At 74.2% G+C, this 6,000-nt stretch carries 6 protein-coding genes; 1 reads left to right on the top strand and 5 read right to left on the bottom strand.

Annotated features, from left to right (window positions below; translation table 11 throughout):
• Positions 1-3: 3 nt before the first annotated feature.
• From G6R24_RS01740 to G6R24_RS01730, 3 genes are all read right to left on the bottom strand, one after another.
• Complete coding sequence (locus G6R24_RS01740) at positions 4-1,164, bottom strand: glycosyltransferase family 4 protein (protein WP_163547410.1); 1,161 nt, start codon at positions 1,162-1,164, stop codon at positions 4-6.
• Between the two features lie 93 nt (positions 1,165-1,257).
• Positions 1,258-1,566, bottom strand: a complete 309-nt coding sequence (locus tag G6R24_RS01735; protein ID WP_163547403.1) for a hypothetical protein — start codon at positions 1,564-1,566, stop codon at positions 1,258-1,260.
• 166 nt (positions 1,567-1,732) lie between these two features.
• Entirely contained in the window at positions 1,733-3,043 is a 1,311-nt protein-coding gene (locus G6R24_RS01730; RefSeq protein ID WP_163547402.1) for an NYN domain-containing protein, read from the bottom strand.
• Positions 3,044-4,065: 1,022 nt separating this feature from the next.
• Between G6R24_RS01730 and G6R24_RS01725 the strand changes: the two genes are divergently transcribed.
• The gene (locus G6R24_RS01725; RefSeq protein WP_225437997.1) at positions 4,066-4,887 is read left to right on the top strand and encodes a DUF4352 domain-containing protein; all 822 of its coding nucleotides are present in this window, start codon (positions 4,066-4,068) and stop codon (positions 4,885-4,887) included.
• Positions 4,888-4,963: 76 nt separating this feature from the next.
• Here G6R24_RS01725 and G6R24_RS01720 read toward each other — a convergent pair whose 3' ends face one another.
• Entirely contained in the window at positions 4,964-5,359 is a 396-nt protein-coding gene (locus G6R24_RS01720; RefSeq protein WP_163547401.1) for an HIT family protein, read from the bottom strand.
• 113 nt (positions 5,360-5,472) lie between these two features.
• The gene (locus G6R24_RS01715; protein WP_163547400.1) at positions 5,473-5,886 is read right to left on the bottom strand and encodes a VOC family protein; all 414 of its coding nucleotides are present in this window, start codon (positions 5,884-5,886) and stop codon (positions 5,473-5,475) included.
• Positions 5,887-6,000 lie beyond the last annotated feature (114 nt).

Below are 6,000 nucleotides of genomic sequence, written 5' to 3'. Positions count from 1 at the left end.
GGGCTAGGCAGCCGCGGGTGGCGGGGCGTCGTCCGGGTTCGTTCCGGTGGCGAGCAGGTGGCGTAGGCGGGCGGCGAGGACGTCCCAGCGCCAGTGCTGTTCCACCCAGGCCCGGCCGGCGGCGCCCATCGTGGCGGCGCGGTCCGGGTCGGCGAGCAGGTCACCGACCGCGGTGGTGACCGCGGCCAGATCCGTCCCGTCGATGACGGTGCCGGTATGCCCGTCACGCACCGCGTCGGGCGCGCCACCGCTACGCCCGGCCACCACCGGCAGCCCGGCCGCCGACGCCTCCAGGTAGACGATGCCGAGCCCCTCGACCTCGAGGCCACGCAGCCTCGTCCGACACGGCATGGCGAACACGTCGCCGGCCGCGTGGTGGGCGGGCAGTTCCTCCCAGGGCACGGACCCGGTGAACGTCACGTCGGCCTCGACGCCGACCGCACGGGCCAGCCGCGCGAGCTCCGCCCGGTGCGGCCCACCGCCGACCACCAGCAGCGCCGCCTGCGGTACCCGCCGGCGCAGCGCCGGCAGGGCCCTGATCAGCATGTCCTGACCCTTGCGGGGCACCAGCCGGCTCACGCAGACCACCACCCGACGCCCGGTGAGCCCGTACCGGCGGCGGATCTGCTCACGCCCCACACCCGGTCGGAACACCGTCGCGTCCACCCCGCTGGGCAGCCGGGCGAGCACCGGCCCGTCACCGATCGCCGGCGCGATCCGGGCCCGGGTGTAGTCGGTGAGGTAGGTGATGACGTCGCTCGTGGCCCCGACACGCCGCAGAGCCTGGCGGGCCGCGGGCAGCGCCGCCCAGCCGACCTCATGACCGTGGGTGCTGGCCACCACCCGCTCGACCTCCGTGCCACGGCGCAGGGCCGCCCCCAGCAGGCCCAGCGGCGCGGCCGCCCCGAACCACACCGTGTCGCAGCCCTCGGCCCGCGCGAGATCGCGGACCCGGCGGGCGACAGCCGGGGTCGGCAGCAGCAGCGACGTGGGATGACGCACCACCGGGAACGGCTGCGCCGCATCGAACTCGGCCGCGCCCCGCCAGCTCGACGCGTACACGACGACCTCGCCCGCCGGGAGCCGGGAGGCGAAGGAGTGCACATACGCCTGGATGCCCCCCGGCCGCGGCGGAAAGTCGTTGGTCACGACCAGTACCCGCATGCGCCCATGCTGCCGCATCCACCTCCGCACCCGCCGCGCCGGGGCCGCCGCGGCGCGCACGCCGGGTCAGCCTCCCCAGGCGCTCACGCCGGCTCAGCCCGCGCGGCGTGGCGGCGGGGCATGCCGGGACCCGCGTTCCAGGATCGACCCCGCGAGTTCCTCCAGCGGCGGCAGCAGACCCGCGGCGCCGAGCAGCCGCAGTGCCCGCCGCTCCTGCTCGTCCCACCCCCCGCTCACGGCGGGAGCCGCGCGGCCCGGCATCCCACCGGCGGGAACCGGGCCGTGCCGCCGATCGCCGCCGGCGGGCGGCGGCACGTCACCCGTGTCGGCGAGCATGACGGTGATGACGCAGTCGGCGCAGCGCACGCCACGAGCGGCGCAGGAATCGCAGTCGATCAACATCGCTTTCACCTTCCCGAGCTCCGGACGAGCACGGCCGCCGACGGCAGGCCTTGCGCGCCGACATCCCGACGTCACCGACGGTAGGACCCGGGTCTGACAGTTTTTTTGCCCACCGACCGGCGGGCGAGCAGTCGAGGCGGGCGAGCGGGCCAGCGGGCGAAACGGGCTAGCGGTCGAGGCGGGCCAGCAGGGCGGCGGAGGGGACCGCGCGCGCCCCGGCGGCCGCGCAGTTGTCGACCACCTCACGGTCGGAGGTGACGACGACCACCGGCCGCCCCTGCGGTTCCAGCTTCACCAGCCGGACGATCTCCTCGTCGGCCAGCCGCCCGGGCCGGCTGAACAGCACGCGCACCCCGCGGGGCATCGCCACCCCGACCGGGCGGGCCACCACCGCCGTCGCGTCGAACACGACGGTGACCTCGCTGTCGGGGTGCCGTCCGACCAGGGCACCGACCCCGGACAGCAGGCGTTCCCGCTGCGAATGCAGGGGAAGTTGGCCATAGCCGCGCTTGGTCACGTTGTAGCCATCGATGATCAGATGGACGCCGGGGACGGCCAGTACCTCGTCCAGCAGGGTCGGGTCGTCGTCGGGTCGGCCCCGGGCGCCGACGAACGCATGCGGACCATGGCTTGGCCCGTCATGCGCCCGCGCGTGCAGGTCCGCCGGGCGGCCGGCGGTGGGGGGCAGGTCGAGCTCCCGGCGCACTCCGTTCGCCGCGCCCATCAGCGTGTCGAGCAGGACCCGCAGCCGAGCGTCGCCGACGCTGCGGGACTCGCGGGTGTCGCGGCGAGCCCCCGTCAGCGCCGACTCCAGCTCCCCGATCCGGGTGCGCAGCCGGCGCGTTTCCGCTTCCGCCTCGCGGGCGGCGGCGAGGGCCTCGTCCCGCTCGGTCCGCGCGGCGCTCACCGAGGCGTCGGCTGTCTCCTGCGCCCGCCGAATCCGATCACCGGACGCGCGGAGTCGGCGCCTGACCTCGTCGGCGTCGGCACGCGCGGAGGCCACCTGGGCGCGCAGCCGTTCGCCCTCGGCGGCGGCGACGCGGGCGCTGGTGGCGAGCTGCTCGGTGAGCCGGAGGATGGTGCGGTCGGCCTCGTCGGCCCGGTGGCGCGCCTCGTCCTCGGCGGTCGAGGCGGCCGCCGCCTCGACCAGCTCCCGCCAGCCCGACACCCGCAACAGGTAGGCGACCGCGGCGACCTTCTCCGGTGGCGCTGCCGGCGGCGGCCCCTGCGCCGACTCGACGGCCTCCGCCAGCTCCGGCTGATGCCGCCGGATCCACTCGGCGACGCGGGCCCGGAACGTGTCGCCGTCCACCGCGGCGGCCAGCGGCAGCGCCCCCAGCCTGACCCGCTTGGACGGAGTGAACCGCCGCACGGCGATCAGCGACGAGGGCACCTCCGCCTCGGACAGATCGGCGAGGGTGTGCGCGGCGAGCTCCACGACATGCTGACGCACCGGGGCGGGCAACGGCTCGCTCATCACGCGACCGCCGCCCGGTACCGAACCCCGGCCCAGACCGTGACCACCGTCGAATCCGACGCGCGCGTTGGCATCGGCGCCGGTGTTCGGGTCGGTGCTGATGTTCGAGTCGGTGCCGACGTCGATCCGTATGCGGTCAACCTGCGGGAACGCGTCAGAAATGCGACCATACGTACCCGGATCGGACCCGGCGGGCCAGGGTGGATCCGAACATGCGCCCCTGCCCCGGTATGCCCCGATCCGACCGCGACCGCGGCCGACCGGCCGTTCGCACCGCGATACCCCACCGCTTCCGGAGCACAACGGTATGAGGACGAACCGCGCTTCCGGCGGCTCGCCCGACCGGCCAGGCAGCAGGGCACGTGGGGACTCCGGAGCCAGCGGGAACAACGAGGACGGCCCAGCCTATCGGCCTCGTCGGACAAGGTCTGCGGGGGTCGTGGGCGCGGATCACGACCGGCCACCCGCAGCTGGGCGGGCATTGTCTCATGTGATAGTCGACTTATGTAGCCTGACGTGGCGCGCACCCTACGCGGCATTATTCCGAAATACGCAGCTCCGGCTGCGCTGGAAAGGACCACCGTGACCGACCAGAACCCCCCTCACCAGCCCCCCAGCGGGGACGGGAGCCGGGAGCCGTGGGCCGGTGGGCCCGACCAGTCGGATGAGCAGACCCGGCTCGCCTGGTCGGGCTCCGCACCCCCGCCGCAGCAGACGCCCAGTGGCCCGCAGGCGCCACCACCGAACCCCGGCGGCCAGCCGAACGCCGGCGGCCAGCCCACCCCCGGCCAGTGGGGCACCGGTCCGCAGTCCGGCCCAGCGCCGGGCTGGCCACCGCAGGCGGCGAGCGGCCCCGGCTGGGGCCAGCCCGGCGCGGCGAGCCAACCAGGTGCGGCCCAGCAGAACTGGCCCCAGCCCGGCGCCGAGCAGCAGAACTGGGGCCAGCCCAACGCCGACCAGCAGGGTTGGGGTCAGCCCCATGCCGACCAGCAGAACTGGGGCGGTCCGGGCCAGGCCGGCGGTTGGCCGCAGACCAGCGGCTACCCGGCGGGCGGCAGCGGTCCCCCTACCAGGCCGGTACGGGCTACCAGCAGCCCGGCGGCTACCCGGCGGGAACGGACTACTACCAGCAGCAGAACCAGTATCCGCCGGGCCAGTACCAGCAGCCGGGCGCCTACCCACCGCCCGGTGGCTGGCAGCAGCCCGGGCAGCCACCGCACCAGCCGCCCAAGCGCAATCCGCTGCTCATCATCGTGCCGATCGTCGTGGTCGCCGCGATCCTGCTCGGCGTGGTGATCATCCTCGCGGTGGGCGGTGGCGACGACAAGAAGGACGACGTCACCTCCCCGATCCCCGGCCCCTCGCTCACCGCGCCGGCCGTGCCGACCGTCCCGGCCGGGGTGTCCAACTGCGTGCCGCTGAACCCGCAGGCCCCCGCCGCGGGAACCGCGGGCATCGGTGGCGCCGGCACCGTCGTCGGCGAGGCCAACTCCTCGGTCAGTGACTTCGAGGCCAAGGTGACGCTCAACAGCGTCTGCTCGACCACCGGCACGGTGACCAGCTACGGCGACCCGCCGAACCAGGGTGCCTACTACATCCTCAACGTGACCGTCGAGGTGAGCCGGGGCGACACCTCCGCCTCACCATCGGACTTCTACATCCAGACTCCGGACGGCACGCGCTACGACGGCAGCTACGACAACGTCGAGCCGCGCCTGTCCGCCTCGACGGTCAAGGCCGGCCAGCGTGTCCGCGGCAATGTCGTGATCGACGCACCGCCCGGTCACGGGGTCCTGAACTGGGAGCCGCTGTTCGCCGTAACCCCGGCGAAGTTCCAGCTCTGATCCATCCCCGACTGTGATCCGCTCCCGGTGCCGGTGGGACGCCCGGCACCGGGAACCGTCAGACAGTGCGGCCGCCTCACGACAGTGCGGCGCGGATCCGGGCGGCGGCGGCGTCGAGGTCGGCGGGGTCCGGGCTGGGGTCGGCCAGCGCGAAGTCCAGCTGCGACTCGTTCTCGATCGGCAACAGGTGGACGTGGGCGTGCGGCACCTCCAGCCCCGCGACCATCACTGCCACCCGCTGCGGCTGGTAGGCCCGGGCGATGGCCCGGCCCACCGTCGCCGCGGTCGCCCAGACGCCGGCCTGGACGTCATCGGGCAGGTCCGTCCATCGGTCGATCTCGACCCGCGGAACCACCAGGGTGTGCCCCGGACGGATCGGCGCGATCGTGAGGAGGGCCACCGTGTGCTCGTCGGAGTACACGATCCGCCCCGGCAGTTCGCCCTTGATGATCCGGGTGAAGACGCTCGCCATGACCCATGACCCTATCGACCCTGTCCCCGACGCCGTCCGCGCCGGGCCAGGACGGCGACGGGGCGTCACAGCCCCTGCCGCCCATCCGACACCCGTGATCCACGGGCGGCGACTCAGACGAACGGACGGGAGAAGCCGGCCTGGCCCGCGGTCATGACGCGGAACTCGTTGCCCTCGGGGTCGGCCAGGACGTAGCCCCGCTCGCCGTCGTCGTCATAGCGACCGACCCGACGCGCGCCGAGGGTGAACAGCCAGCCCAGCACCCGCTCGGCGTCGACGGCGTAGAGGTCGAGGTGCAGCCGGCTCGGCCCGCCACCGTCGCGGGCGCCCGGGCGCAGCAGCAGCTTCGGGCCGGCGCCCGCGGGGTGACGCAGCACCGCCGCGTCCCCGTCCCGCCAGAGGACCTCATAGCCCAACGCGGCGGACCAGAATCGCACCATAAGATCCACATCCGCACAGTCCACTGCCACGCGCCCCACCCGGATCCCGTTGGTCTCAAACCACGCCACCCGGGCATGATTCCGCATTCCCGGCGGGTTGGCTCGCCGAGTGGGCCGCAGAGGTCCGTGTCGCGGCCTCCTCGGCGCTTCCATGGACACACCAGGGACCATCAACGGACAGCGGACGGGCGATTCTGTCGG

Origin of the sequence: Candidatus Frankia nodulisporulans, from assembly GCF_902806475.1 — a bacterium.
GTDB classification, from domain to species: Bacteria; Actinomycetota; Actinomycetes; order Frankiales; family Frankiaceae; genus Frankia; species Frankia umida.
This window is presented reverse-complemented; position numbering and strand designations above follow the sequence as displayed.